22 protein-coding genes are annotated in these 26,927 nt (G+C 44.5%); 14 read left to right on the plus strand and 8 right to left on the minus strand.

What is annotated here, in order from left to right:
• Positions 1 to 85 precede the first annotated feature (85 nt).
• The 5 genes from AB6E52_RS17700 (at position 86) to AB6E52_RS17720 (ending at position 6,388) form a co-directional block, all read left to right on the plus strand.
• The gene (locus AB6E52_RS17700) at positions 86 to 1,507 is read left to right on the plus strand and encodes an FAD-dependent oxidoreductase (protein WP_102319741.1); all 1,422 of its coding nucleotides are present in this window, start codon (positions 86 to 88) and stop codon (positions 1,505 to 1,507) included.
• A gap of 228 nt (positions 1,508 to 1,735) precedes the next feature.
• Positions 1,736 to 2,845 carry a putative 2-aminoethylphosphonate ABC transporter ATP-binding protein gene (locus tag AB6E52_RS17705; protein ID WP_102319742.1) on the plus strand — a complete coding sequence of 370 codons (1,110 nt, stop codon included), beginning with the start codon at positions 1,736 to 1,738 and terminating at the stop codon, positions 2,843 to 2,845.
• A 21-nt stretch (positions 2,846 to 2,866) separates the two neighbouring features.
• Positions 2,867 to 4,576, plus strand: coding sequence for a putative 2-aminoethylphosphonate ABC transporter permease subunit (locus AB6E52_RS17710; RefSeq protein ID WP_372127501.1), 1,710 nt, complete (start codon positions 2,867 to 2,869; stop codon positions 4,574 to 4,576).
• Positions 4,577 to 4,643: 67 nt separating this feature from the next.
• A complete protein-coding gene (gene phnR / locus AB6E52_RS17715) occupies positions 4,644 to 5,348 on the plus strand; it encodes a phosphonate utilization transcriptional regulator PhnR (RefSeq protein ID WP_029235340.1) in 705 nt (234 codons plus the stop codon).
• A 137-nt stretch (positions 5,349 to 5,485) separates the two neighbouring features.
• The gene (locus tag AB6E52_RS17720) at positions 5,486 to 6,388 is read left to right on the plus strand and encodes a multidrug transporter (protein WP_102319744.1); all 903 of its coding nucleotides are present in this window, start codon (positions 5,486 to 5,488) and stop codon (positions 6,386 to 6,388) included.
• Positions 6,389 to 6,522: 134 nt separating this feature from the next.
• Here AB6E52_RS17720 and AB6E52_RS17725 read toward each other — a convergent pair whose 3' ends face one another.
• The 3 genes from AB6E52_RS17725 to AB6E52_RS17735 form a co-directional block, all read right to left on the minus strand.
• A complete protein-coding gene (locus AB6E52_RS17725; RefSeq protein WP_017070633.1) occupies positions 6,523 to 7,305 on the minus strand; it encodes a siderophore-interacting protein in 783 nt (260 codons plus the stop codon).
• Positions 7,306 to 7,505: 200 nt separating this feature from the next.
• A complete protein-coding gene (locus AB6E52_RS17730) occupies positions 7,506 to 8,984 on the minus strand; it encodes a peptide MFS transporter (protein ID WP_102319745.1) in 1,479 nt (492 codons plus the stop codon).
• Between the two features lie 415 nt (positions 8,985 to 9,399).
• A complete protein-coding gene (locus tag AB6E52_RS17735; RefSeq protein WP_017068616.1) occupies positions 9,400 to 10,770 on the minus strand; it encodes an L-serine ammonia-lyase in 1,371 nt (456 codons plus the stop codon).
• A 356-nt stretch (positions 10,771 to 11,126) separates the two neighbouring features.
• On the opposite strand from AB6E52_RS17735, the gene AB6E52_RS17740 reads away from it, so the two are divergent.
• Positions 11,127 to 12,005 carry a YdcF family protein gene (locus AB6E52_RS17740; RefSeq protein ID WP_017064809.1) on the plus strand — a complete coding sequence of 293 codons (879 nt, stop codon included), beginning with the start codon at positions 11,127 to 11,129 and terminating at the stop codon, positions 12,003 to 12,005.
• A gap of 130 nt (positions 12,006 to 12,135) precedes the next feature.
• On the opposite strand, the gene AB6E52_RS17745 is transcribed toward AB6E52_RS17740, so the two are convergent.
• Entirely contained in the window at positions 12,136 to 12,396 is a 261-nt protein-coding gene (locus AB6E52_RS17745; protein WP_102319746.1) for a DUF333 domain-containing protein, read from the minus strand.
• Between the two features lie 302 nt (positions 12,397 to 12,698).
• Between AB6E52_RS17745 and AB6E52_RS17750 the strand changes: the two genes are divergently transcribed.
• The 5 genes from AB6E52_RS17750 (at position 12,699) to AB6E52_RS17770 (ending at position 18,040) form a co-directional block, all read left to right on the plus strand.
• On the plus strand, positions 12,699 to 13,217 hold the full coding sequence (locus AB6E52_RS17750) for an NUDIX hydrolase (RefSeq protein ID WP_017059522.1): 519 nt from the start codon (positions 12,699 to 12,701) through the stop codon (positions 13,215 to 13,217).
• 228 nt (positions 13,218 to 13,445) lie between these two features.
• Complete coding sequence (locus AB6E52_RS17755) at positions 13,446 to 15,209, plus strand: ABC transporter ATP-binding protein (protein ID WP_102319747.1); 1,764 nt, start codon at positions 13,446 to 13,448, stop codon at positions 15,207 to 15,209.
• Positions 15,203 to 16,987, plus strand: coding sequence for an ABC transporter ATP-binding protein (locus AB6E52_RS17760; protein ID WP_102319748.1), 1,785 nt, complete (start codon positions 15,203 to 15,205; stop codon positions 16,985 to 16,987). The genes AB6E52_RS17755 and AB6E52_RS17760 overlap by 7 nt, the downstream gene beginning before the upstream one ends.
• Before the next feature lie 235 nt (positions 16,988 to 17,222).
• The gene (locus tag AB6E52_RS17765; protein ID WP_017059525.1) at positions 17,223 to 17,489 is read left to right on the plus strand and encodes a hypothetical protein; all 267 of its coding nucleotides are present in this window, start codon (positions 17,223 to 17,225) and stop codon (positions 17,487 to 17,489) included.
• 116 nt (positions 17,490 to 17,605) lie between these two features.
• Entirely contained in the window at positions 17,606 to 18,040 is a 435-nt protein-coding gene (locus AB6E52_RS17770) for a hypothetical protein (RefSeq protein ID WP_102319749.1), read from the plus strand.
• A gap of 80 nt (positions 18,041 to 18,120) precedes the next feature.
• Here the strand turns inward: AB6E52_RS17770 and AB6E52_RS17775 are convergent, their stop codons facing one another.
• Complete coding sequence (locus AB6E52_RS17775) at positions 18,121 to 18,588, minus strand: cytochrome b (protein ID WP_102319750.1); 468 nt, start codon at positions 18,586 to 18,588, stop codon at positions 18,121 to 18,123.
• Positions 18,589 to 18,912: 324 nt separating this feature from the next.
• Here AB6E52_RS17775 and AB6E52_RS17780 point away from each other — a divergent pair, with 324 nt between their 5' ends.
• The gene (locus AB6E52_RS17780) at positions 18,913 to 19,752 is read left to right on the plus strand and encodes a tetratricopeptide repeat protein (protein ID WP_017069419.1); all 840 of its coding nucleotides are present in this window, start codon (positions 18,913 to 18,915) and stop codon (positions 19,750 to 19,752) included.
• A gap of 161 nt (positions 19,753 to 19,913) precedes the next feature.
• Positions 19,914 to 21,170 (plus strand): peptidoglycan DD-metalloendopeptidase family protein, encoded by a 1,257-nt coding sequence (locus tag AB6E52_RS17785; protein WP_102319751.1) that lies wholly within the window; start codon positions 19,914 to 19,916, stop codon positions 21,168 to 21,170.
• A gap of 106 nt (positions 21,171 to 21,276) precedes the next feature.
• On the opposite strand, the gene AB6E52_RS17790 is transcribed toward AB6E52_RS17785, so the two are convergent.
• Together AB6E52_RS17790 and AB6E52_RS17795 are read right to left on the minus strand one after the other, a co-directional pair.
• Positions 21,277 to 21,597, minus strand: coding sequence for a heavy metal-binding domain-containing protein (locus AB6E52_RS17790; RefSeq protein ID WP_004730185.1), 321 nt, complete (start codon positions 21,595 to 21,597; stop codon positions 21,277 to 21,279).
• Between the two features lie 36 nt (positions 21,598 to 21,633).
• Positions 21,634 to 22,581 (minus strand): LysR substrate-binding domain-containing protein, encoded by a 948-nt coding sequence (locus AB6E52_RS17795; protein WP_102319752.1) that lies wholly within the window; start codon positions 22,579 to 22,581, stop codon positions 21,634 to 21,636.
• A gap of 91 nt (positions 22,582 to 22,672) precedes the next feature.
• Between AB6E52_RS17795 and AB6E52_RS17800 the strand changes: the two genes are divergently transcribed.
• Entirely contained in the window at positions 22,673 to 23,698 is a 1,026-nt protein-coding gene (locus AB6E52_RS17800) for a DMT family transporter (RefSeq protein WP_017059531.1), read from the plus strand.
• 42 nt (positions 23,699 to 23,740) lie between these two features.
• Here AB6E52_RS17800 and AB6E52_RS17805 read toward each other — a convergent pair whose 3' ends face one another.
• A complete protein-coding gene (locus AB6E52_RS17805) occupies positions 23,741 to 26,764 on the minus strand; it encodes an HD domain-containing phosphohydrolase (RefSeq protein WP_102319753.1) in 3,024 nt (1,007 codons plus the stop codon).
• Between the last annotated feature and the right edge of the window lie 163 nt (positions 26,765 to 26,927).

Raw genomic sequence — 26,927 nt, forward strand, 5'->3', positions numbered from 1 at the left:
CTTGTACGGTGGTGTGAGAGGACGGAGGCCGTGAGGCCTCCTCCTACTCGATTTACGCCTTCAGGTTTTAAGTAAGGTACAACAAATGACAAAGCACTACTCATATTGGTTCAAGCAAGCGTTGGAACAAGAGTTCGGCAACATCAATGCGGGGCTAGATTCGGCTAAGCCGCTCCAAAAAGATGTCAACTGTGATATCGCCATTGTTGGCGGTGGCTATACGGGTTTATGGACGGCGATTTTAATCAAACAACAGCAACCCGAAAAGCATGTTGTCGTGATTGAAAAAGGCCTATGTGGTAGCGGTGCTTCTGGTGCGAACGGCGGTTGCATGCTGACGTGGTCAACCAAGTATCCGACGCTGAAAAAGCTCTATGGAAAAGAACAAGCGAAATGGTTGGTTAAGGAGTCGGAAAAGGTTATATACGAGATCGAAGCCTTCTGTAACGAACACAAGATTGACGCGCATCTATATCGAAGCGGTACTTACTACACGGCGACTAATGAAGTCCAAAAGGGTGGAATGGAGCCTGTTGTTAATGAGCTGGTTAAGCAGGGTATCAATAGCTGGAAGAAGTGCGACGATTCTTTGGCTGATAAAGCGGGATCTGAACGCCATATTGAGGGTTACTACTCAGAAGCTGCGGGTAGTGTGCAGCCAGCGTTATTGGCTAGAGGTTTGCGCCGAGTCGCGCTTGAACTGGGTGTCGAAATTCACGAAAACACAGAGATGACATCACTCGACTATGGCTCTCCCGCTCGAATTCAAACCAAAGGCGGGTCAGTATTTGCGGATAAAGTGATTTTGGCACTCAATGCGTGGATGCTCGATCACTTTAAAGAGTTCAAACGCAGCATTGTGGTTGTCTCTTCAGATATGGTGGTGACCAAGCCCATTCCTGAAAAGCTCAAGCAGTTTGGCCCAGAGAAAGGGGCGGCGGTGGTGGATTCGCGTATCTTTGTCCACTACTACCGAGATACCCAGGACGGACGACTCATGTTGGGCAAAGGCGGCAATAAATTCTCGTTTGCCAATCAAGTTGAAAGCATGTTTAACCAAACGACTAACTACCTGCCGATTCTCAATCAATCGTTCCAAAAACTGTTCCCTAAATTGGAACAAAGTGAATTCGATTACAACTGGTCTGGCGGCTCAGATCGTTCGGTTACCGGATTGCCATTTTTCGGTAACCTAAAAGGCCAAAGCAACATCTATTATGGGCTTGGTTACTCTGGAAATGGCGTTGCTCAAACCCGTATGGGCGGGAAGATTTTGTCAGCAATGGTACTCGATATCGACAATACTTGGACACGAAGCGGTTTAACTAAAGGCCCATTAGGGCACTTCCCGCCAGAGCCATTTCGTTGGATAGGTGCGATGATGGTGCGTGATGCGGTACGAAGAAAAGAGAACGCGGAAGATTCGGGTGACACGCCATTGTGGCTAGATAAACAGTTATCCAAACTCGCAGGTGCAGCGGGCAAAGCCGACAAGGTTGAATCATAGATTAATCTAGCGTTTAAATTAGAAGTTTACATTTAGGATCTCAGTGATTTATGAGCAAGTCACTGAGGGCTTACAACGTTGGAACGAACGGTTAATGCTGAACAAATAGCAATCTTTAATGCTTATTATATCTGCAATATAACTGTCATTTAGCTACTATAAATTTGTCACTCAACTGCAATATTCTCAGTTTAAATTTGGTATATACCATATGGAGAGTGCTGTAGTATGAGCAACCAAACTTATTTGAATATTGAAAACGTTGTAAAGCAATTTGGCCAATTTACAGCGTTAAAAGACATCTCCCTATCGATAGATAAAGGCGAGTTCGTCTGCTTCCTTGGCCCATCTGGCTGTGGAAAAACCACCTTATTACGTGCGATTGCAGGCCTAGACTTACCAACGTCAGGTTCTATTGAGCAGAACGGTAATGATACGACCTTCTTGCCACCAGAAAAGCGCGACTTTGGCATCGTGTTCCAATCTTACGCTTTGTTTCCAAATCTCACTGTGGAAGAAAACATTGCGATTGGTCTGAAAAACCAAGGCATGTCGACCAAAGAAGCCCTTGAGACGGTTGAGTCTTGGTTAGAGACCATTGGCTTACCAACGTCTGGTCAGAAATTTCCAAATCAGCTATCTGGTGGACAGCAGCAGCGTGTTGCTCTGACTCGCGCATTAGCCTTGTCTCCAGGCTTGTTGCTACTCGATGAACCGCTTTCTGCGTTGGATGCGAAGGTAAGAACACACCTACGTGATGAGATCTGCCAACTGCAACGCAAATTGGGTATCACCACTATTATGGTGACGCACGACCAAGATGAAGCGTTAACGATGGCAGACCGTATTGTCGTGATGAATCATGGTGTTATCGAGCAGGTCGGTGCTCCTCAAGAGATCTACCAAAAACCTGTCAGTCGTTTTGTGGCTGAGTTTGTTGGTAGCATGAACTTTATTCAAGCTTCTGTTGCGGCTCAAGGCAAGATGCGTATTGCTGAGTCAATACTGCCGTTACCTGGCTTAGATAATCTCACGCCAAATCTGGGTGATGTTTTTGATATTGCCGTTCGTCCAGAGCAAATCCAGTTTGTTGATCGTTTTAGTGAATCCTTGCCAGTGAGAATCGTATCAAGCGAATTCTTAGGGGCGTTTTATCGTGTTGAGTGTCAATTGCAACATGACTCAACGGCGAAAGAGATCATCGTTGATGTACCCGTCAAAGAGTTCAACCGATTGAAGCTGCGTCGCAGTGATATTCGTTACGTGGCGTTTGATCAAGAAGGCCTTAGAGCTTACTCATCGAAAAGCCTGCAAGTGATGAAAGACGAGGCGGCGTAATCAATCATGGAATCGACTCAAATGATGCAATCTAAGCTGCTAATTCAACGACGAGTACAACCTTTTCTGGCTCGGTTAAGCAAAGACAACGTAATTCTATTTGGGCTGTTGGCCTTTTTGTCTGTGGTCATGACGTTGTTTATCCTGATGCCACTGTGGGCAATGTTGAAAAAGAGTGTTCAGAACGCAGACGGTGAATTTGTAGGTTTACAGAATTTCGCTACGTATTTTGCGTCTCAAAGCCTGTGGCAGTCGGTAGGCAATACCTTCACGCTTGGATTGCTAGTGACCGTAGTCGTGGGTGTCTTGGCGTTTGGTTATGCCTATGCGTTAACTCGTTCATGCATGCCTTTTAAGGGACTTTTTCAAGTACTGGGTTCTGCGCCTATTCTTGCTCCGTCACTGCTTCCTGCAATCAGTCTTATCTTCTTATTTGGTAACCAAGGTATCGCTAAAGAAGTCTTGGGTGGCAACTCGGTTTATGGTTTGATTGGTATCTCACTGGGCTTGATATTCTGGACGTTTCCACACGCCTTGATGATTCTGACCACCTCATTAAGGACCTCTGACGCTCGCCTTTATGAGGCAGCACGTGCACTCAATACTTCATCGCTAAAAACCTTCTTCATGGTGACGTTACCTGCGGCAAAATACGGCTTGATCAGCACTCTGATCGTTGTATTCACGCTGGTAGTTTGTGACTTTGGTGTGCCAAAAGTGATAGGTGGTAGCTACAACGTGTTATCGACTGACATCTTTAAGCAGGTGGTTGGTCAACAGAACTTCTCTATGGGTGCGGTAACCAGTATCTTACTGCTATTGCCTGCGTTGCTTGCGTTTACCGTTGACCGCTGGGTTCAAAAGAAACAAAAGAGCTTGTTTGATACTCGTTCTGTCGCGTACCAACCTGAACCTAGTTCACTACGTGATGGCTTATGTTTCCTTTATTGCACCATCATCTCTGCTGCTGTGGTTATTGTGTTGGGCATGGCGATATACGGTTCGATGGTCACCTTCTGGCCTTGGAACAAAGCGCTGACGCTAAACAACTACAACTTCGCAGAAATGAGTACTTATGGTTGGGCGCCATTCTTCAACTCCTTAACGCTTGGTGCTTGGACTGCGGTTATTGGTACTGTTCTGATTTTCCTAGGTGCATACTGCATTGAGAAAGGTCGCGCCTTCGGTCCTGTTCGTCAAGCGATGCAAATGCTCAGCGTTGTTCCGATGGCCGTTCCGGGTATGGTGCTGGGTTTGGGTTATATCTTCTACTTCAATGATTTGAGTAACCCACTTAACTTCTTGTATGGCACGATGGCGTTCTTGGTGATTAATACCGTGGTTCACTACTACACGGTAGGGCACATGACGGCGTTAACGGCATTGAAACAACTGCCTTCCGAAATTGAAGCAACAGCGGCTTCGGTAAACTTACCGCAATACAAGCTGTTCTTTAAGGTGACGGTACCTGTTTGTCTGCCGGCGATTTTAGATATTGCGACATACCTGTTTATTAATGCACTTACCACGACATCTGCGGTAGTATTCTTGTATTCTACCAATACGATTCCAGCGTCAGTATCAGTACTGAATATGGACGATGCAGGTCAAACCGGTGCAGCAGCAGCGATGGCGGTGATGATCATGATATCTGCAGCGAGTGCGAAGTTGATTCATATGCTAATCAACAAGTTATTCGATAAGCGCACCCAAGCTTGGCGTAAACGCTAGCGAACCACTTATATTGCAGTTGGCCAAGGAGTGGCTGACGACAAGAACAAGAATGAAAGGAAATGAAGTGCAGTACGTAAAAATCAAAGATGTCATCGTAGAGCAGATAGAGTCGGGGATGTTAACACCACGACAGAAGCTGCCTGCGGAACGTAAGCTGGCTGAATCGTTTGATACGACTCGAGTTACCTTACGCGAAGCCTTGTCTTCACTTGAAGCGGAAGGGCGCATTTATCGAGAAGACCGACGTGGTTGGTTTATCTCTCCCGAGCCGCTTCGTTACGATCCAACACAAACGCTGAACTTCACCAATATGGCTCTATCGCAGAATCGACAGCCGAAAACTGAGTTGGTGGCGGCGAAAGGAATGTTAGCAACCAAGGAGGCGACTCGGCTTCTTGAGTTACAACCTTTCTCGGACGTTTATCGAGTAGACAGAGTTCGTTATCTTGAAGATAGGCCGGTTGTGTATGTGACCAACTACATTCGACCTGAGTTGTTCCCTAACTTGCTTGACTACGACTTGTCTAAATCGTTGACGGACATCTACCGCGAACACTTTGGTGTGGTGTATCAGAAGATCCGTTACCGAGTGAGCACAACGTCTTTACTTGGCGAGACAGCGCAAGCCCTACGTGCGACTTCTGGCTCACCTGCAATGGTTGTTGAGCGTGTTAACTACAATCAAAACGGCGATCTGATTGACTGTGATATTGAGTATTGGCGTCATGACGCGATCAGTATTGAGTCAATCGCGCAGCTAGAGCGCTAGTCATACGTTAGAACGTTAGCATATCTGCAATTATGCAGGATTGCCCAATTGAAAAGTTCAAAGGTCTCTTATTCGGAGGCCTTTTTTATCACCTGTTGTCAGCCGTTGTGCTAATTCATCTATAATTTAGGAATGAAATGGAATTCTCTGCCATCGTCATCGTGACTATTTCGGCTTTGCTTCACGCGGGTTGGAACGTTCTAGGTAAATCGAATCAAGGATCGGGCTCGTCTTTCTTCTTAGCCTCTGGCTTTGCCGCTGCTGCGATATTGACTCCCTATTTGATTTGGTTCATTTACAGTGTCGGCTTTGTGGATATCACGCTTTTATTTTGGAAGCTACTTCTTTTAAGTGGTATTTGCCAAATCATCTATTTAATCGGCTTAGGTGTAGCCTACAAGCAGGCCGATATTGGGGTGATTTACCCGATGGCACGAGCGCTGCCCGTGTTGATGGTGGGTTTAGGCACGGTGTTGATAGGCTATGAGCTGTCACCTAATCAATGGTTTGGCTTCACCTTGATTACCTTGGGTTGTTTGTTTGTACCACTTAAGAAGTTTTCAGATCTTAGGTTAAAAGCGTATCTCAACCTTGGCGTACTGTGGGCGTTAATCGCGGCCATTGGTACCACGGGCTATTCCATCATTGATAAAGAAGCGCTTCTGTTACTCGATCCTTTGAGCACACCAGTTATAACTAACAAGCACACCGCGATTTTCTACCTAGGTATCCAGTTCTGGGCAATTGTGATTCCGTTGAGTGTTTGGTTATTCGTAACCAACCAAAGAATCGAGTTTACTAATGCTTGGATACTGCGAAAGAAAGCCACGCTTGCAGGCATTATGATGGCTTCGACTTATGGTTTGGTGTTATTTGCGATGACTATGACAGAGAACGTCAGCTTGGTTGTGGCACTTAGGCAAGTAAGTATCATCTTCGGCGTAGTGATGGGGTTCTACTTTTTAAAGGAAAAGTGGCACGCGACTCGCGGTGTAGGCGTCTCTCTAATTATTGCTGGCTTAGTTATCTCATTGACTTAAAAGCTCGCCGGAACGATTGGGGATTTGTGAATAGGTATCTCTATTAAGTTAAATGAAAAAACGCCCTTAGCGAAACAAACTTCGTTAAGGGCGTTTTCTCTTTATCTAGTAAGAAGCTGTAGGTAGTAAAAGACTTACCCCGCTAAATCTTGAGCATCTTGCTGTTTCAACACTTTGTGGCCATCTTCAGTGACACCACGTTTCCAGTAGCTGCTGATGTAGATGTTCTCTTTCGCGACTTCTTTTTCGTTGCGAAAGTATTGTCTTAGCTCACGCATGCTTTCAAATTCACACGCTGTCCATATTGAAACCTGACCTTCTAACCATTCTGTGTTGCGCACGGTTTGTGAAAGTGACTCTGAGGTTTCATCTTCAATCAACCAGGTTACTTTGATACCTTGAGGAGTCTCAAGTACCTGCTTATCTGCTGCTGAGTTGATCTGAATGATAGCGTGCCCCGTTGCTGTTTCTGGGAGCGTTTTTACTTTTGCAGAAAGCGCAGGTAGGGACGTCATGTCTGCAACTAAGAAGAACCAGTCTGACTCTAGGTTAAGCCCCTGAATTAAACCAGGGCCAGCCACTGAAACCGTGTCACCCACTTTTGCGTTCATTGCCCATCGAGCCGCAAAACCACATTGCAAATCTGTAGTTATATGGCGAACAAAATCAACTTCAATCCACTGCTCTACAGGATTGTACTGACGAATGGTGTAAGTGCGCATGGTTGGGCGCTCACCTTCGTTTAGCTGGCTTAAATCAGTCGTGCCAAGTGGCGAGAATAAAAGCTTGATGTAGCCGCCGGCACATTCTGTTGGGTATTTACTTAATCCTTCACCGCTAAGCGTTATGCGCTGCATGTTTGGAGTAATTGTTGAGGTTTGAGTAACGGTTAATGTGATAGGGCTAGGCTTGCTCATATAAGGCTCTCTTAGATTTGGATTTCCACATCATAATCCTGAACTAAAAAACACTCAATACTAATAGTTATCATTTACTTTGATTTACACATGTACTACCTAACTTATACGACAGATCCTATTGAGAAACGGATCCTACAAAAAAGAGCCCTTTAGAAAACTAAAGGGCTCTTAGGATTGGTTTGACTCAGCGAACAGAATTAGCTGTTTGCTTGCTCTAGTTCAATCGTTTCTTCAGCGGCTTTCGCAGCTTCTAGCATCTTACGAATAATGAACGATGCTGCCATTGCGATACCTACCATCACGACGGCAAGAACAGTCAGCATTTGGAAGTAATCACCGTAAACCGTTTGCACGATCTCTTGTGTGATCTCTTGACCTTTCTCTAGTGCAATAGACGTTGAGAATACCGCGCCAACAATGCCTGATAGTGCGATAGCAACAGAGAACAAGCTTACTGAGAAGTTTTCAATGTGCTTAGGTGCAACAGACAGGATGAAGGCTACAACCATAGAACCAACAATAACCTCACCAAATGCTAGGAAGAAGTGGATTGCTAGGAAGACTTCTGGGCGAATCAGAATATCTTCACCAACGGTTGTTACTGCCATCGTTAAGATACCGAAAGCGATCGCCGTCAGAATGAAAGAGAAACCTACTTTGGTTGCAGTTGAGAAGTTAATGTTTTTCTTTTCTAGTTTAGAGAAGATGCCCGCGATGATAGGGCCAGCAACCATACACCATAGTGGGTTCATTGCCATTGAAGCTTCAGGTGCGACAGGGATGAAACCAAATAGATCGCCACGCATTGTGTTGATCGCTACCATTGTCATCGAAGTCATCATCTGACCGTAGTACACGAAGAAACATGTCGTCAGGAATGTGATGATTAAGATCGTACCCATCTTCAGCATGTCTGACTTCTTCGATTTCATCATCAAAGAGACAAAGTAGATGATCGCTGCACCACCAATTGCGTACACGATGTTTTGGCCAATATCCATGTTAGAGAACATGAAGAATACCAAGCCGATCATTGCTGCAGAAAGACCAAGGAACGCTGCCCAGTTTTTAGTGCTTACTGGTTTTTGGTCGATTTCAGCACTTGCTTCAACAAGGCCTTTGCGAACAAAGATCATCATCAGAAGCGCAGCACCGGCTAGCACCGCTGAAAGAAGGAAACCACCGTGGAAACCAACAACAAGTACTAGCATTGGGAACAGGTATTGGCCTAACAGAGCACCAATATTGTTTACTGAGTAGTTGATTGGGTAGCAGTTCTCAAAATCTTCTTGAGTTTTGAACGTGCGTTTGTAAAGACTTGGGTAAGAAGGGGACATCAAACCACGTGCATAACTTGCTAACGCAATACCACATAATGCCATCGGAACATTGGTTGCTGCTGCACCAAGTACCAGTAGAACGTAACCACTTGCGAACCCTAGGAAGGCAATGGTTAAAGATCGGTAGGCGCCTAAAAACTTGTCGGCGATAAAGCCACCTGCGATAGCAAATAGCGGTCCGATTGCAGAGAAAGCACCAACAACCATCATGGTGTCGGCTTCATTGTAGTTCAGATCTTCAAGGAAGAAACGAGTCAAGATCACCATGACGCCATAGAACGAAAGTCCGAACATCATTTGGCAGAACATCATTGATTTGTTTAATCTATTCCACATTATTTTATTCTCACGTTTGTATTAATATGTAGTGTAATTGCCCGATTATAATATCATTAGTAGTAATACATAAACTTAAACATCTGTCCCAAGCAGAACTTTACTCGATATATCTTTTCTTATGAGTGCATTCATATTTCTCATGAATGAGATTTGCAACGTTAGATTTTGCAAGTGGATGCATGGCGGTATGAAATTTAGCCATCATCATTTGTGGCTAAGTAATGAACTAATAAAGGGAAAGTTAGAGGTAGTCATTCTATAAGTTATTTTGAGTGAGTATCACTTTCAATTAGCTGTTGGGCTTTAGCCAATAAAAAAGCCAGTTTGGTGGCTGGCTTTGTTGAGATATTGAAAACTAAGTTTACAAGAATGCTGTCTCTATAGAGGCTTTCTCCACTCGTGTTCCTGTCTTTTATTCACAAGGTGGTGCCATGTGGATCACGGCTAGGCCGCCTAGAGAAGTTTCACGGTACTTCTTGTTCATGTCTTTACCTGTTTGATACATGGTCTCGATAACCTTGTCTAACGAGATAAGACACTTGCTGGTACGTTTCAATGCCATGCGCGATGCATTGATCGCTTTCATTGCACCCATTGCGTTACGTTCGATACATGGTACCTGTACTAGTCCGCCGATTGGGTCGCATGTCATGCCGAGAGAGTGCTCCATCGCGATCTCAGCTGCAATACAAATCTGTTCGTTGCTACCACCACGTAGGGCAGTTAGGCCTGCTGCGGCCATTGATGAAGAAACGCCGACTTCACCCTGACAACCTACCTCTGCGCCAGAAATCGAAGCGTTGGTTTTGTATAAGATGCCGATTGCGCCAGAGACTGCCAAGAAGTCTTTAAGCTGCTTGGTGTCTAGCTCCTTGATGAAACGATGGTAGTACATCAATACCGCAGGAATAACCCCAGCCGCACCGTTGGTCGGTGATGTCACGACCTGACCGCCCGCTGCATTCTCTTCACTCACGGCAAAGGCAAATAGGTTAATCCAATCCATGATCTCCATTGGATCGTTTTCAATCGAGGCATTCGCTTCAAGCTTTTTAAGCAGAGCAGGTGCTCGACGAGTGACTTCTAGGCCGCCATCAAGGATGCCTTCCGTGTCAAAGCCACGCTGCATACACAGAGACATCACCTTCCAAATTTGGTCGGCTTTCTGGTCAATCACATCCATACCTTGGAATGAAACTTCGTTACGTAGAATTAAGCCACCAAGGCTCAGTCCTTGTTGTTCGGATAGTTCAAGCAACTGATCAGCAGAAGAGAAAGGGAACTCAACTTGAGTTTCTGCTTCCTGTTTGCCGTTTTGTAGCTCATCAGCGGTTGCGATAAAGCCACCACCAATCGAGTAGTAGGTTTCCATATCCAGAAGGCTGCCGCTTTCGTCAAAGGCAGAGATAGTCATGCCATTTTCATGCAACGGAAGGTTAGTTTTGTGGAAGAGCAGATCGCTTTCTACATCGAAATAAATTTCATGGTTACCGCTAACCAATAGAGATTTATCTTCAATCGCCTTACGCATTGCTTGGTTAGCACTGGTGATTTTAATGGTGTCGGGGCGGTTACCTAGCAAACCTAACAAGGTCGCTCTGTCTGTGTGGTGACCAATACCCGTCAATGATAACGAGCCGTATAAGTCGATTTGAATACGCTTCACTTGCTTAAGCTGAGCATCAATTTTTTGGGTAAAGTTAAACCCAGCGATCATTGGTCCATTTGTGTGGGAGCTGGATGGTCCAACCCCAATTTTGTAGATATCAAAAATAGACAGCATAGTAACTTCCTGTGAAGACGGTTCGATGGACGAACTCTGTGTAAAATTTGTATTTGGTTAGTTGCACTTCTTTGAGTGAACCTGTTCTGTGGGTGAAACAGTTATGCGATAGAGCGTATTCATTGATTGAAAGGGCTCTTTTATCTACTAGTGCTAACAAGCATAGAGCGATGAAATACAAGAGCGTGCTATGTTTGCTGTAAAGCGACACGTTTATTCTTGTATTACCTAAGATGTCGCTATCAATAGTGAGCATTATTGCGAGCAACATATAAGAATTTCAAAATACTTTTGTTAACAAGTATTGTATACATAATTCACTCCATCTAATCCCCAAAACGAGACTTGAACATAAAATGAGCATTAATCACCTCCTTATTGTGCTGGGTAAGCGACTTAATGAGAATAAATTGACTGATGAAGGAATCAGTCGAGTTGATGCTTTGGTTGAGTATCTGGCGGAGCCTTTGGTAGAAGAGTCGAATCAGCAAACTGCGGTAGCATTTTGTGGTGGGCTAACAAAAGGGCAAACACTGTCTGAAGCCGACGCGATGCACCAGTACTTTAGAAAGCTTGAAAAGCAGCGTGAACATCCGTTTTCTTTAGGGGCGATTTTGCTCGAGCAGCACTCGACCAACACTGTCGAGAACATACAGAACTTGGCCTCAGAGATGATTGCAAGCGGGCTGTTTACTCGCGGGCAAAGTGTGCAAGTGACATTCGTTTCGAATGACTACCATTTACAACGTATATTCGAGATTCAATCGCTCATGGGCGAGCAAGGTTTGCTTAAAGTTCTCATCGAGAAGTGTTCCGCTCTTGGGGTAGAGCAGCAAATAGATCGCAGGTTGGAGGCTCATGTTGCGGTGCCATACCCACATCAAAGTGCTCAGGGGCAATTGTTTCTGTTGATGGACGTACTGACGACCTACCGAGTTTATCTTGAAGGTGTTTGTGCGGGCGCATTTAAGCGAGATTTAGAGTTGGTTAGACGAGAGCCAGAAAGACTGTCTTTGGAAGCATTGATCACTGCCAAAGAGCTCGTTGGACGTTCATCTGACTTTGACATTGTGGAGAGTTTACTCCCAGCATTGGAGCGCTGTATCCAGCAGACTTCAGTGGGTACCGATGTAAAAAAAGTCAGGGAATACCTAGCTCTACTAGATACTAACCTGACTTTATTGAATCGTTATTTAGATCCGGAATCGGATCACACACATCGCTGGTGGCGATAGGTGATTATTTCTTTCTCGTGATGCCAAAAGCTAGAAGTTCAGTGCCTTCTTCAGCGATGTTTTTAACCGCTCGAACGTAATCATCGCCCATAACATTGTGCCAGAAGGCTCATGTGTTTTTTTACAGTGATTAACTTTGGTTTTCTGAATCTTGCTCATGGTTATTGCGGTAGTACTCCCACTGTTCAATGCGCTCGCCGTCATCGAATACACAGTAAGTTGTACGCTGATTGTTTTCAGTAACCGTGTCTAATTCACCGTCTTGTTGAACACAATAAATCGCTGCTGGGTTAGCGACTGAAACACGTTGGCCCTCGCTATATTCTGCATAGTCGTTTGCACAACCGCCTAATACAACGGCACATACAGCCATCAAACCAATTTTCTTCATGTCTATCTCCTACGTGATAACTCTATAATCGAATGCGTTAAGTTCTACAGAACCAAATGAGAAGCTCTATGAAATTAGTATATTTTAGATTTCAGAAAAGGTTGTCCTAATTTGGTCAAGATATTGAAATAGGTTGATATTTCTTCATGTTTAACGACTTTTTGAGTGTTAGATCAAGCTAATTGGATTCAAGTTACCGTAGGAATATCCCCGTCCGATCCGTTCTGGTTAGCGGTTGTGAACCTCGAATCTATTGATGATTATGATATGATGCCGCCAAATTCAGCAGAGCAGTCAGAATCATGAGACACCTAAAAACAACCATCCATCCTGATATCGACCATCTAGACAATAAAACGGTCTATAAGCGCAACGCTGCCCGTGCCATTGTGTTAGATGGTGAAGACATTCTGATGCTGTATACAGAGCGTTATCACGACTACACCATTCCTGGTGGTGGTTTGGATGAAGGGGAAGATGTGATCGCAGGTATGGTTCGTGAACTCGAAGAAGAGACTGGCGCGAAGAATATCCATAGCATCAAGCCGTTCGGCATTTTTGAAGAGTTTCGTCCTTGGTACAAAGACGATGCAGACATGATGCACATGATTTCTTACTGCTACTCATGCAAGATCGATCGTGAGCTTGGTGAAACGGCTTACGAAGATTATGAAGTGAAAAACGGGATGAAACCGGTGTGGATGAATATCCATGAAGCGATCGCTCATAACGAAAAGACCATGGCAGAGAGCCCTAAGAAGGGCATGAGTATTGAACGTGAAACCTTTTTGCTGCATTTGATTGCCAAAGAGATGCTTTAGCCGTTATCAATACTAGCCTGCTAAGCTATTTATTTGCCGCCACTTTTGGCGGCAAAGTTGTTTCTAGCAATGCTAAAATTTAATACCCGAAACTAATTATTGAATATGGTTGATATTGTCAACTAAGTGTTTTTGATGTATCTTTACCTCAGCGATGAACCTATCTAGCTTAACTGCCCGGTTATATCGTTAAATCTCGCTGTGAGCCTGCCCTAAACAAAGAATACTATGAATAAAAGACAGTTTATTGCCCATTATCTGCGCATGAATCGCACCTCGTACTTATTGGCGATTGTGTTCATCTTTCTCGTCAACTGGTTACAAGTAGAGATCCCTCGCTATATCCAATTGGCGATAGATTTGATTGATGATGCCTCTTCAACTGGCCACCAACAGCTTCAAACCTATGTTTGGATTGTGGTCGGGATGTCGGTTGCCATGGTGGTGGTGAGAATTTTGTCTCGTATTTATGCGCTTAATCCGGGGCGAATTACAGAGGCTGCGCTCAAAAGTACTCTTTTACAAAAGCTGAATCGCTTACCGAGCAGCTTTCACGAACGCTTTGCTTCGGGTCGACTGATCTCGATTATCAACAATGACCTTAGTGGCATTCGACTGCTGTTTGGTGTCGGCTTCTTGCAGTTCTTCAATGCGTTGCTTGCGTTGTCGTTGACGCCTCTTTACATGTGGCGCATATCGCCAGAACTCACACTGTATTCGATCATTCCTATCTCAATCGCTTTTGTGATTTTCCGTGTGGGCTTCAAGCGTATGAAAACGCTGCATTTAGAGCACATGAAGCGTCTACAAAACCTGTCTGCTCAACTAATGAGTTACCTGTCTGGGATTGACTTGATTAAGAGCCAGCAGATGTCACCTTGGGTGAAAGCCGAAACTGAAAAGCTGAACCAGTTATTGCTTGAATGCCGCCTTAAAATTACACGCATTCAAGTCTTCTTTATGCCGGTACTCGACTACGCCAATGACCTGATGAAAATCATCATTCTTGGGCTTGGTGGCTACATGTTAATGAGACAGGAACTCACACTTGGTGAGATTACCGCCTTTCTGACTTACTCGGTTTTGCTCGCTATGCCATTGATGCAACTTGGCAGAATCGCGACCATTTATCAGCGTGGCATGGTAGGTATTCAAAGTGCACAAACCATTCTTAATGCCAAAGTCCCGGAGCTTGATGAAGATAAGCTGACTGAACTAGATGTTGAATCACTGAAGGGAAAAACGTTTTCTGTTCGCAACCTCAGCTTCAGCTATTCAGGTGAAGAACGCGTGATTCTCGATGACATCAGCTTTGATATTCCAGCAGGTAAGAAAGTGGGTGTGTTAGGCGGGATCGGAGCGGGTAAAACAACATTAGTGAACTGCTTAAACCACCACTTGGATGTACCACAAGGTTATGTTTTCCTTGGTGAAAGAGATGTCACTAGCTTCTCACGCAGTGACTTGCGCCGTTACGTGAAAACTGTGACTCAGGACCCTTACCTGTTTTCAGCAACCGTCGAAGACAATATCCGCTTTGGTAGCCTAGATACCGATTTGGCAAAGAGTCAGGTTGATGAAGTGCTAGAGCTCAGCCAGTTGGCCAGTGATGTGACGCGTTTTGAACACGGCGATCAAACCTTAGTCGGTGAGAAAGGGATCATGTTGTCAGGTGGTCAGAAACAGCGCTTAAGTATTGCGCGTGCTTTATTACAACCCACCGATCTGATCATCATGGACAACGTTCTATCGGCTGTCGACTATGAAACAGAACGTAAGATCTTGGAAGGCTTGTTTAAGCGTTTAAAAAATCAATCGGTTCTTGTGGTTTCACACCGCGTTAATGCCCTTGAATATATGGATGAAGTCATCGTGTTGCATGAAGGTAAAGTGATCGCGAAGGGCGATCACGCCACGTTATTGAAAACCTGTGATTACTATTACGATACATGGCAACTACAGCAGAATGAAACGGAGGCAGCAGCATGTTAAAAGGTGTTGATCTCAAGTACCTCAAGCACTTTTTTAAGTTTGCTAAGAAATACAAAGGCTCTGCGATTCTGGGTATCGCTATGCTTCCTCTTTCTGTCATCACGAGTTTGTTGTTCCCTTGGCTGATCATTCAAGTGATCGATGTTCACCTGAGTCATGGGGATATGGATGGTCTGCTCGAATACGTCTTCTATCTCGTTGCCGTGCTGGTGGCGAGTTATGTGGTGGATACCACCTATTCGTACAACCTTCGTAAAACTGGGCAATACACGATAACTGACATGCGCTCAGTGTTGTTTGCTCGCGTGCTCAAACTGCCACGCAGCTATTTTGATAACACTCCGATTGGCGTAACGCTTTCACGATTAACCAGTGACTTGGAAACCATCGGCGAGACGTTTGTTCAGTCGGTTGTAGGGCTAGTTAAAGACAGCATCAATACCATTGCTCTGTTGGTGATGATGTTCTTCATTGATTGGCAGTTAACGATGATTGTATTGATCATTATGCCGCCAGTGATGTATTTGACGGTGTATGTGAGAAACCGACTTCGTGCTCTCTATAAGGTGACTCGTTCTTCTCTCGCTCGCGGTATTGGCTTTTTACAAGAAGTCTTATTTGGCATGAAAACCGTTCAGATGTACCGAGCGGAAGAGCAAGTCGAGCAACGCTACCAAGGCTATACCGATGAGTTTTTAAGAGCGCAGAAGAAGATCAATAAATACGATGCGATTTTGTTCTCGTTTATCTCTGGCATCACCTCCATCACTATCGCGATTATGATCTGGTATGGCTCTGAGCAAGTGTTAGAAGGGGCGCTCACCTTGGGTGTGCTGATTGCGTTCATCAATACTTTAGAGAAAGTGTTTGTTCCGATCCGAGACTTTACTTCGCAGATCGCTTCGATTCAGAGTTCATTTGCAGCGTTTGACCATATTGAAGAACTGTTTGTTGAGCCGACTGAAGAGGAAGGGCGTAACCTGCTGCCATCTAACAAGGTTGAGAAACAGCTTGAACAGTTTGTGAGCCTAGAGTTTAAGAACGTAAGCTTCCGCTACAAAGACGACTCTCCCTACGTTCTAAAGAATGTCTCGTTTGTATTGGAGAAAGGGCATCAAATTGCCCTTGTGGGTTCGACGGGTTCGGGCAAGTCGACGATTCTGCGTCTGATCTCTAAAACCTACCAAGATTATGAAGGCAGCATTTTGTTGAATGGAATAGAGCTGTCACAGATCTCAAGTGAAGACTCTGCTCATTTGTTCTCAATGATGATGCAAGACGTGCACTTATTTGAAGAGACCATTCAATTCAATATCGCGCTGGGCAAAACGCATCTATCTAGAACTGAGGTTGAACAGGCGGCGCGCTATGTTTATGCCGATAAGTTTGTTGAACAATTGCCACAAGGTTATGACTTCCACTTGGAAAAGAACGGCTCCAACTTGTCTGTAGGGCAAACGCAGCTTATCTCGTTCGCTAGAGCGGTTGCACAGGGTGGTCAATTGATGATGCTTGACGAGGCGACCAGTTCGGTAGATTCAATCACCGAAGACCTGATTCAAAAAGCAATGCAGCGCCTTTTCAAGGAAAAAACTGTGATTGCGATTGCACACCGTTTGAGTACCGTTCGTCACTCAGATACGATTTTGGTGTTGGAAAAGGGTGAAATTGTTGAGCAAGGTAATCATCAACAGCTGGTGGCACACAATGGTATTTATGCTGGCTTGTTACAAGAATCGATTGTAGAAACGGGCGATTCTCAAGTAACGGTTGCCTGATCACCTCAAGTCAGGTTTACCGTTATCGATACTATGAATTGGTGTTGCTTATGTTTCACCAATTTCTATTCTTTTCTAGTATTCCCAGTAGCTTAGGAAAAATAAAACATATTTTACGATTATTAATATGTTATGATATCCCTACTACTAAAGGGGTGTCTTAGGGCATCGGGATGTATGCAAGCAAAAAGAACCGGCTTGTGTCAGTCACTTTCTGGCGAATATGGAATCGAAAATGTTGTTGGAAGAAGTTGTAGAAATTATCGAATTAACCGACTCAGACCATTTATCTCAAGCAATGGAACTGTTTAACGAGCATGGTTTTGTTGATGCTGAGTCTTTACCTTTTATGAATGTTGTTTTTGAAACAGCACCAGATCAACTTGCGAAGAAGCTGTCGCAGATTGGTTTTAAAGGTTTAGTGCAAGTCGAAAAGAACGAAGATGCATCAGGCTTCACCATTATTGATGCTGACCGTGTTCTGCTAAAAGATTCTGCTTAGTTGAAAGGCTCTGCTTAGCTGCAAGATTCTTCTTAATGACAAGAATAAGATTCAGCTTAGTGAAAAGACTCTATCCAGTTCAGTAACACCCGTTATGATTATTTGAGGTTAACACAGTGACAACAGCAACCGTTTCATCAACAGAGCAACACATTTCCAATGAACATGCGCTTTTAGGTGCATCGTTATTAGCGTCTCAAAAAGTTGAGTTGGCTCTGTTCAGTGTGATCTCTAAATTAGTTAAAACCCTATCAAAAGATCAGCAACAGGCATTAGGTCTGGATTTGGATACCTTTTTAAGGGAGAAGCCAAGTGAACAAGCCTCGACTCTGAGCCGCTACGAAAATACGTTTGGTGAGCAACTTCCTTTGAAGGCCAATGAACTCAACGATTTTATTTATCATCGAAACTTGGTTACTCGTGGATTTTGGCGTGTGACTGGAGCTGATGTTAAAGGCGGTGAGAAGCTTGCTAACCCAGAGCTTTATTTAAAAGAGTTCTTGGCTAAATGTGAATACTGGCAAGTGATGATTGATACTCAAACCAAGTAATCAAATTGAAATAAGAAAGCCATAGCGAACATGCTATGGCTTTTTTGTTGTTTGTGCAAATTGTCTTGAATTCTTTGAATCTAGAGCATCATCTTCAATACATAGTTCCTAGAGACAAAGTGATGTTTAAGTGCGGCACTGATATGCAGCACAATTAAACAGGCTAGGGCAATACAACTGGCACGATGGAAATAGAAAAAGAAGCCGTTGATTGCAGAGTCGGTAATTAGATTATTTACGCTCACTAACCAAAATAAAGAGTACGGTTCTTTTAGCATTAAGTAGCCGGTGCTGAAAACCATAAACATCACAAGATACATCAAAGAGTGTGCAAGCTTGGCAACGCATTTTTGCCCTTCAGGCACAGAGGTTGGCATGCTTGGCGACGAGCGAAAGTGGCTCCAGATATAACGAACCACAAGCAGTGGCGTCGCAACGGTCGCCAATGACATGTTGAGCACTGACAGAAAAGAAAACAGCTCTGGATGACTGGTGACATAGTGCATCACATACCCTGCGGTTGTTGCATAGATGATGACGAAAGCCATGACTCAGTGCAGTACACGGCTCATTAAATCGTATCGCGTATTACTCAAATTAACCTCGGTTTAATTATTATAAATATAAGATTCCACGGGATGCTATAAATCAATCATCGGTATATTTGCATCACGAATTAATTATATAGAACAGTAATACTGGGCATTTTTATTAGTTAGAAATTAATGATGTTGCTTCAAGTGTTTTATAATTATCAATGATGTTTTAGAGTGTTAATTCCAATATGGACATAGCAAACTTGTCGACTTCCTAGCTTGTATGCCTATTACGAGATACAGTTAGTCTAAAGATAAACATATAAGGAATGTATAATGCTTCGAATCTTATTGATTGCAGTTATCTCGGTGTTCAGCACGATGAGTTTTGCAAGCGAAGAGGTTAAGTACTCGGAACAAGAGTATTTGGATAGACCGCTGATGGAACGCTATATCTTGGATGAGCTGAAGCAACTGCGAATGGAACAGCAAGACCTTGAGAGACGTCTCACTATTCAGATGACGGATCGCGAATTGACTGTAGCGGATAAATCGCTGAACTACGCCAATGTTACCGTAACGTATTTCTTCTACATTATTGCTGGTGTGGCCTCTCTTATCGCGCTGGTGGGTTGGCAATCCATCAAAGAGCTTAAACACACAACTCAAGACATGGCTGATAAGCGACTTAATTCTATCGCTCAAGACTATGAGAAGAAGTTTAATGTTCTTGAACGGGATCTTAAGCGCAAGACCAGAATCATTTCCGACAACAACCGCGAAATTGAAATTATCAATGAGATTCATAACCTATGGTTGAGAGCACAGAACGCACAAACGGCAGAGCAAAAAATTGAAATCTACGATGAAATACTGAAGGTTCGTCCTGGAGATTTAGAAGCACTTACTGCCAAAGCTGACGCTGCTATGGATATACAGGAATACCACTGGGCAATGAGTCTTTGTAACCGTGTATTAGAAGTCGATGACCAAAATGCTCATGCCTTGTATCAACGTGCTTGCGCCTATGCTCGATTAGGGGCAGAAGGTCAAGCTATCGATGACTTAGAGCGCGCTATTGAAGCCAGTGGGTCCATGAGAGAGCTGCTAACTGAAGAGCCGGACTTTGAGATGCTGCGAGGCTTAGAACGCTTCGAAGTACTTCGTGAAGAGTAATATGAGGTAAAGATCCGTGTTAACTAAGGTGGTGGGCTTTGCATGCTCACCATACTTTCACACCTATCGCGCTATGGTTTCTTACATTTCATTTATTTTTTTGATTTAATTGTTATGTTATAACACATTCTAAGTTCCTCGTTATAACCGCTAAGTATTTTATGAAGTTCCTCCGTATTGGTCTGATCGTTACTGCGATCAGCGCATTTTCCCTTGCTGCTTTGCTCTCTTTTCACTCCAAACCAGCACCAGAAATCTCTATCAAAATAACACCTTACCAAGGTTCTCAACCTAATGATAAGGAAGTCATCGACTCGCAAGCGACTCCCAACTCTTTGGTTAAGGTCCATTATTTTGTGAAAGTTGGCGATACGCTAAGCAACATCTTTTCGTCATGGCAACTGCCATATGGAACCGTTCAAAAGGTGATGGAAGCGGATCTGGAGTCTTTGAAACTCGACACAATAAAACCTGGTGACCATCTAGAGTTGCTTTTGGATAGTGACTCAAAACAGCTTGTGGAGCTGATTTATCACGAGAGTTTGGTTGAGCAAGCAGCCTTTACTCGAAACGATGATGGTAGCTTCACCTATAAATTCCACGAGATCCCAGGCGAATGGAAAGAAAAACTCTATGCGGGTAGTGTTCACGGTAGCTTTTCAACGTCAGCCTACAAAGCGGGGTTAACTACTAACCAGATAGCCAATATCACCCGCACACTAAAAGACAAAGTCAACTTCGCTCGAGAGCTGAGAGCTGGTGATAGCTTCAATGTATTGATCAAAGAGCAGTACACGGATGATCACCTAACGGGTAAAACAGAAATTCAAGGTATCTCAATTCAATTAAGAAACCGAGAAGTCGCAGCTTTTCTAGCACCAGATGGTCTTTTTTATGACAGAGAGGGAAATAGTCTAGAGCAAGCCTTTGATAGATACCCAGTCGACAGAAAATTCCGAAGAATCACTTCTTCGTTCAATCCGACACGAAGACACCCAGTAACTGGGCGAATCTCACCGCACAATGGTACCGACTTTGCGACACCTGTTGGTTCACCTATCTACTCAACTGGTGATGGTCGAGTGGTGGCACTTCGTGACCACCCGTATGCTGGTAAATATTTGGTGATTGAACACAACAGCGTATATACGACGCGTTATCTTCACTTGAGCCGCTTCTTAGTTAAGAAAGGTCAGCAAATTAAGCGAGGTCAGAAAATTGCGCTATCGGGTGCTACTGGTCGTATTACTGGCCCGCACTTGCACTTTGAGGTATTGGTTCGTGGTCGCGCCGTCGATGCGATGAAGGCGAACTTACCAATGGCAAGCTCAATTATGCCTAAAGATAGAAAAGAGTTTTTGGCTCGAATTGCCTCTTTTGATGCCATGATTTCTGAGCCAGAAGATCGTGCGAGTTAGAGATATTCAAGCCTAGTTTGGCAGCGAATACAATAACGCCCCTTAGCTAGCGATTCAGCTAAGGGGCGTTTTTCTAGGTAATCGCATGATTTAGCGAGTGATTCAGTTAAGCAACCACCACTGCCGTGCCACTAGCAGAGACCATCAACATGCCATTACCTGTTCCCAAGACTTCGTAATCAATATCTACGCCTACCACCGCGTTGGCACCCGCTTCAATCGCTTTCTGTTCTAACTCTTTGAACGCGTAGTTACGTGCTTTTTCCAGTTCTTTCTCGTAGGTGCCAGAACGTCCACCCACAAAGTCACGAATTCCTGAAAACATATCTTTGAAAACGTTCACCCCTAGAATGGCTTCTCCGGCGATAACCCCTTTGTAATCGACAATGCGTTTGCCTTCGACAGATTGAGTGGTGGTAATAATCATAATGGCCTCTTGTAAGCTTGCTGAGTTGTTACTCGCTTATTGATTGATAGCTTGGTCATGTTCTTGAATGTCATCGTTCAGTGCTGTCTCTGAGCGTGTGAATTCATGTCTTAACCATGTTCTCAGTTTTAGCACACTTTCTTGTTTTAATTTGTTTTTTGGGCAAACAAAGTAAAAATCTTGGTGCGGGTTAGCAACCGGTTTACCCAGTTCGACAAGCATCCCGTGGCTGATGTCATCCTTCACAAACAAGCGATGTGTAACCAATACGCCTAGTGAACGAATCGCAGCTTGTACTGCTTGAATGGAGACATCGAATGTCAGGTTGCTATGGAATGTGGGCATTGGGATTTGGTAATTGTCGCACCACACTTGCCAGTCGTGTTGTCGCCTGAGGTTAAAAACGCCAATGGTCGGGTTTTGTTTGACGAGTTGTTCGACGCTCAATCCGGTCTGGTTTTTTAATATCGTAGGGCTACACACCAAGATTAGGTCATCGTCGCCCAGTTTCTCGCTGTAATATTGTTCCCACTCGTTGGGTTTGCCATGTACAAGCGCAACATCGACCCCTTCCTGCTCGATATCGAAAGGGCCAGTTAGCGTCGAAATGCGGATATCAAGTGAGGGAGCGAAGGCTTGGAAGTCGGGAACTCGTGGGATCCACCAGTGCATCGCTAGCGAATTGACCATGTTGAGGGTAATGCGGTGGTCGTTAGGCGTTCTGGCAAGCTCTTCGGTCGCCTCTATCACTTGCTCAAGTGCGGGAGCAACTTTGCGGTAATATCGCTTACCTGCGGCATTAAGAACAACACGACGACCGACTCGTTGAAACAGAGGCTTGTTGACCAGTTGTTCTAACGACTTTATCGCTTGGCTTACCGCAGAGTGACTGACGTACAATACCCGCGCGGCGTCGGTCATGCTGCCAGTCTCAGCAACAGCAATGAAAGCATAAACGGATTTAAGCGGAACGAGTTTTTTCATTGGTAAGTTTTCCTTACAGTTATAGTTAATATTACTCGCTATTTTTCATTACGTCACGCCTCTAAAATAGATGTCATAGGAGGTGATAATTATGTCTGATATTACCAAGGCGACGACTTTCATGTTGTTGTCGACGTTCAGTTTGTCTTTAAGTGGCTTGATGGCTAAGTATCTATCTGAAGTGATGCCCACTTCGTTACTCAGTTTTGTGCGTTTTTTGTTACCCAGTCTGTTTTTATTTCTTTTCCTGACCTTTTACAAAATCAGCAAGCCGACACGAGAAATGTGGAAACCTTTGGTGATGCGGGCGATCTTTATGGTGGCGTGTCAGTGGTGTTTCCTTACTTCACTGCAAACCTTAACGCTTGTTGAAGGGGTTGTGTTGTTCAGTACGGGGCCTCTGTTTATTCCATTGTTAGAAAAGTTAATATTTAGAACCAAGATTCATACAACGACGATAGTGTGTTTAGCTGTCACCTTTGTTGGCGTAGTGATGATGGCGGGGGATTGGTCGCAGTTTGAGTTGGGTTCGGAGTTCTTTAGACCTGCGCTTCTGCTTGGGCTTCTCGCGGGGGTATTTAATTCTGGCTCGCAAGTGAGTTTGTACCGAGCGTCTAAAACCAGCCTGACTCCGGCAGAGCTTAACGCGTGGACCTTTTTAGTTGCGGCAATTATTGTGATACCAATGGTGGTGTTTACTTCTGTTTCTGCGGTGCCTGATGTACTTGAAAGTGCAGAGAAAGGAACCTTGTCGGCGTTGCTGTCTTTTGACGATTTACGCTGGATTGTTCTCGGATCACTTGGTCTTGCACTGTTTACCATCAATACCCAAATCTTCCGTTCCAAGGCGTATAAGCTTGCAGACAGTGGCTCCCAGTTGGCACCTCTGATTTTTACTAACATGCTGTTTAGCGCGCTTTGGCAGGGCTTGTTCTTTGATGATGTGTTTTCTACACAGCAGATGATTGGCATTAACCTGATTGTCGTGGCGAGCATCACCAATACATTGCTGGCAAAAAGACACAGCAAGGCGAAAGCCAAACAAAAACCGCACACCACAGTGGCTGTAGCGACTGTAGTGGACGTTGCGGTATTGGACTCGGCAGCTAAAAGCTAACCATTGAGTTATGGCTTATCCTCTGAATGGTTAATTTAAAACTTAGAACAATGAGCGTATGTATTCTTTTACTCGGTCGATGTGTTCGTGCGGGTCAATCTCGCAGCGTTGGTTCATTTCTAGGAATCGCTCAGCGTATTTATCGTAGATTTTGTTTTCCAAAAACAGTAAATACAACTTGGGATCGATATGACCGCTGGTGGCCATGTCGGTCATGATGTTGAGTGATTCGCTTAAGAGTTTACCTTTCTTATAAGGGCGATCACTAGAGGTGAGCGCTTCAAAGACATCAGCAATTGCCATTGCTCTGGACGGCAGAGGTAACTGGTCTTCGTTTAAGCCTCTTGGGTATCCCTTACCGTCGATACGTTCGTGGTGTCCGCTGGCGATATCCGGAATGTTTTGAAGGTAAGGCGGGTAAGGCAACTTGTTGAGCATGGTGAAGGTTTGGATAATATGATCGTTGATCATGAAACGTTCTTCATCGTTTAGCGTACCACGGCGTACTTTCAAATTGTGCAGTTCACCTTGGTTGTATTTAACTTCTCCGGGCTTAAGTACAAACGCTTCTTGCCATACATCGGCAGGGTTAAAGCCATTGTCCCAAGGTATTTTATGCTCCGGTTTGTCTGCAAGCAGAGGCTCCATGATAGGAAAACCCTTTTCCTGACTTGTTGGCTCAGTTCTCTCTTTCTCAACCGACTCTTTTTGGGTGTTAAATCTCTCTTTTTCAGACCAAGACAAACCCAATTGATCATCCAGTGTACGTTTCCATTGGCGTTTGGCTATTTGATCTAAGCGTTCTAGCTGCTCTTCCGTCATAGATTCGCCGCCAAGATTACACTCAGCAACGAAGGCAAACTCCTCATCCAGTTCAGACAGGCTTTGTTCGAGTATTTTGAGTTGTTCTTCTTGTAGTGCACCGTTCGCCATCGCTTTCCAGTAATCGGTTTCCGCTTGCTGTTTCAACAACTCAAAACGCATTCGCACTTCGTGGATTCGGTCGTAAATGGTTTCCAGTTTTGTTGCCTTATCTACCACATATTCAGGCGTGGTCACCTTGCCGCAGTCATGAAGCCAAGCGGCGAGCATCAACTCTTCCCACTGTTTACTGTCCAATGAGAATTGCGGGTAATAGCGGTCATCATCTATGGTTGCTTGAGTTAGCCATTTGGTGAGCTCAGGCACTCGTTGGCAATGCCCGCCCGTATAAGGTGACTTGGTATCAATCGCCGATGCAATCAGCTCAATAAAGGCATTAAGCATGTCTTTTTGTTGCTGCATTTGGTCGATGTTGTCTTTCGCTATTTCCGCAAAGCTGAGCAACTCTCTTAAAAATGCGTGCTTGTCTGCCTGCATCTTGGTAATTGGTCTCTCATAGCCAATTGCCACAATCCCTACCAACAGTTTCTCTCGGTTTAATAGTGGAAATAGGTACAGGTCTGAATTGAAGATCGAATCTTGGTAATAGTTGAGAACATTGTCTTTTCGGTTCAAATGGATCGTCTCACCAGACTTAAGCTGACACAGCAACCAAGGCGTGTGTTTGATGAAGTCATTGATGTCGGCTTTAAAAGGGAGAATGGCAAGGTTAGCTGCCGTATCAAACACGTCTTTCTCTTTGGACTGAGTGAAAAGGACAATGGTTTCTGCTTTGGTGATTAAATAGCTTTGATGAGCAATGTTCTTGGCTAAGATCGAAAACTCCTGATTCCCGGCGGTGTCTCGAAGTAGGGTAATCAGATCATGAAGCGTGTGTTCCATTAGCTCAATCGAGTGGGCAAGGTTAGCCACTTCTTGAATCATGCTTTTGGGATAATGAGTACGCCTGAAGTCAAATCGAGCGATGTTGTCGGTGAGTTGCATCAGCGTATTGAGTGGCTGAGACAGTCGATTAGCAACAAACCATACGATAGCGAAGCAGATGAACAACATCCCAATCGCGACCGCAACTTGCTTGTCTCGCATCGAGATAAGATCAGCGAGCAGCTCATTGTGTGGCGTCGCTTCTGCCAAGTGTAAGGTGACATTTTGAGTCAGTTGAACCGGCGTTAGCGTTAGTGCCCAAGTGTTTAAGTTGTACTCAACGTTTTTTAGATTGAGGTTAAACTTCTCTTCATCAGAGATAAGCGGCGCAATAACGGACGCTTTCAATGCTTCCATCTGTTCACGTTTGGGCACATTAAAGAAGCTTTGGTCTTGCTCACTGCCAGAGAGATTCCCCGTCGTTTGGTTGTTCGTTTGCTCAGTTTTACTTGTGTCATCAGATTGGGAGTCAGGCTTGGGTACTGATAGCTCAAGTTGATGCTGACCGAGAAGATTAAAATGTTGATCGAACAAGGCGAGTCGGGTTTGCGGAGAATAAGCTAATTCACTGATCTGAGAAGAGAGGGAACTCAACGTAAAGTCGGCACCAACCACATGCTTGCCATCGGCAGAACGCCTAGAGAGTGTAATGCCATTGGTTTGCAGGAAATAGAATAGATAGGGCTCAGAGAGTTGTATTGAGCCATCAGGCTTTGCGTTACGAAACCAAGGACGAGTTGTGGGGTTGAACTTACTCTCTGCTTGTCGAGTACTGATCACTTGATGTGCGCCATCAAGGTAGGTAATAAAGTTTTCACCGTCTAGATTGGTGCTGCTGACCATCATGGTCGCTTTAGCGGGCGCGCTGTTTTCGGCTCTCTGTTTATTGGTGCTTAGTGGACGAAAGATTCTAAAGTCACCATCTTCAGAACCATAAAATAGAGCGACCAAATTGGTGTTTTGTTTGAAGATGATATCGACCGAAGCAAGCCAAGAGTCTTTTTCGACAGCGGAAGTTTGATGAGCAACAAACGGGCTCACCGCCATCACATTTAGGGTTGTGATGACAGGGGCAATCGCTTGTTTAAATACTGATTCCAGCTTGTCGCGATGCTCATTACTGATCTCGCGCACTGTGCCTAGCAGCAGCTCTTGGGAGTGCCGATAACTTATCGAAATCAATACCGCACCGACAAGTGTTGTCAAAATTAGGAAAAGGCTAGTGATGTGGATACTCAGCGGATATCGTCTTCTTCTCATCTAACACTCCGGTTTGTAGACTGGTTTAAGTATTGACGAACTTGGGTAGGTTGCAAAAAATTGGCGCAATTACCGAGTGTGTGCGGTTCGACTTAGATAAGACCAAGCGCTGGCTGGCTCTGGTTAGCCACGTATTCCCGTGTCGTGTAAATGAACCAGTAAT

This window comes from Vibrio sp. 10N.247.311.13, assembly GCF_041467595.1.
Taxonomy (GTDB): domain Bacteria; phylum Pseudomonadota; class Gammaproteobacteria; order Enterobacterales; family Vibrionaceae; genus Vibrio; species Vibrio crassostreae_C.